We start from the raw sequence: 1,583 nt of genomic DNA on the forward strand, positions 1-1,583 counted from the left end.
GCCTCTCGCCATAGTCCATTCGGGTATCTTCCCGGGTAACCGCCGCTTCCCAGTTAAAACTCTCCACGATGCTAAAATCGCACCCGTGTTTCTCAAGGTTGCGAATGCGCTTCGCTGTATCCCAAATAAGTTTCATGGACTTTTTGTATGTATAAAAAATAGGGGGTGCAACAGAGCATTTCAATGGCAGCGCTGTCTGACCGCTTGCCTGCTCCAAGCGGTCATGCTCGCTGCTGCCACAGGGCAGGGGGCGGCCAAGGATCTCGGCACCCACGGCCCATTGTTCGAGGTGGCTGAACCCTCGCTGCTGGACACGATCAAGGACCGGCTCCTGGAAATGGAAGCGGCTGGCGAGCTGGATCAGATGCGGCAGGAAATGCAGGACACCACGCGGGCCTATGTGAACCGGCCGCGTCCGGTTCAGGGTATCGGCAAGGCGGAGGAATACGCGGTCTGGGAGGTCGATATGTCGATCACCCTGACAGAGGATCTGGCAGACCATCAGGGCCGGGTCTTCGCCCGCGCTGGCACGGTCGTGAACCCGTTGGCCTATTCCCGCTTTGAAAAGCGCATTGTTCTGCTCGATGGTGACGATCCCGGCCAAGTGGCCTTTGCGCTGGCGGATGGCGGCGAGTTGGACACGCTTCTGGTGCTGGTGAATGGTGATCCGTTGGGCCTGATGCGCGAGCATGGCCGCCGGTTCTATTTCGACCAGGATGCTGTTCTGGTGAAGCGTTTCGGCATCCGCAATGTGCCTGCCGTGGTGCAGCGCGCGGATCCAGTCATGCAGGTGGAAGAAATCGCGCTCGGCAAGGGCGGGGAGGTGCTGCAATGAACCTGCGCGCTTTAATCCTCGCCTTTGCCTTCGCCCTTGCAGCAACCCAAGCGGCAGCTATTTGCAACAAGCGGTTTCTGAACCCCATCACGGAAGTTTGCTGGGACTGCATCTTTCCTATCTCCATCGGCGGCCTGAGCCTGAGCTTCGGCGCCAGCCGCCCGGATACGAGAAACCAGACCTTCCCGCTTTGCGTCTGTCCTGGTGTTCCGCCCCGGCTTGGCCTGTCCATTGGTCTTTGGGAACCGGCCCGGCTGGTCGATGTAGCAAATGAGCCCGGTTGCTTCGTAAACATGGGCTTTGACATGGATTTCGGGCTGCTGTCGCTCGGTAAATCATCAGCCACCCAGCAGAGCGGCGGCAGCACCGGGTCGCGCTGGCAGGCACATTATTACTTCTATCCGCTGATTTCCTGGCTTGGTGTAGTGGTCGATGGTCTCTGCCAGCAAAGCGCGCAATTCGATGTCGCCTATATCTCGGAAATTGACCCGCTCTGGCAGGACGCGGAACTGAACAACCTGATCAATCCGGAGGCAATCTTGTTTGCCAATCCGATTGCCCAGGCGGCCTGTGCTGCAGATTGCACCAAGGCATCCTCCGGCAATCTGCCGATGGATGCGCTGTTCTGGTGCACCGGCTGCGGCGGCTCGATCTACCCAATCCAGGGCGATGTTGCGGCCCATGTTGGCGGGGTGATGGCAAGCCAGGTGGTTGCAACCAAGATGGTGGCCCGGATGCACCGGCTGCT

Annotated in this window: 2 protein-coding genes; both read left to right on the plus strand. The window is 59.3% G+C overall.

Features of this window, described 5'->3' with window-relative positions; all coding sequences use genetic code 11:
* Positions 1-223: 223 nt before the first annotated feature.
* Positions 224-835 carry a type-F conjugative transfer system protein TraW gene (gene traW, locus VOI29_RS24445; protein WP_323784483.1) on the plus strand — a complete coding sequence of 204 codons (612 nt, stop codon included), beginning with the start codon at positions 224-226 and terminating at the stop codon, positions 833-835.
* Positions 832-1,583, plus strand: a 752-nt coding sequence (locus tag VOI29_RS24450) for a TraU family protein (RefSeq protein WP_323784484.1), incomplete at its 3' end; no start/stop codon positions are given. The genes traW and VOI29_RS24450, both read left to right, overlap by 4 nt.

It is taken from the genome of Leisingera sp. (assembly GCF_034669605.1).
Taxonomy (GTDB): domain Bacteria; phylum Pseudomonadota; class Alphaproteobacteria; order Rhodobacterales; family Rhodobacteraceae; genus Leisingera.

Bases quoted from the DNA above. Each gene is read 5' to 3' on its own strand.
- traW (WP_323784483.1), top strand. From the start codon at position 224: ATGCTCGCTGCTGCCACAGGGCAGGGGGCGGCCAAGGATCTCGGCACC.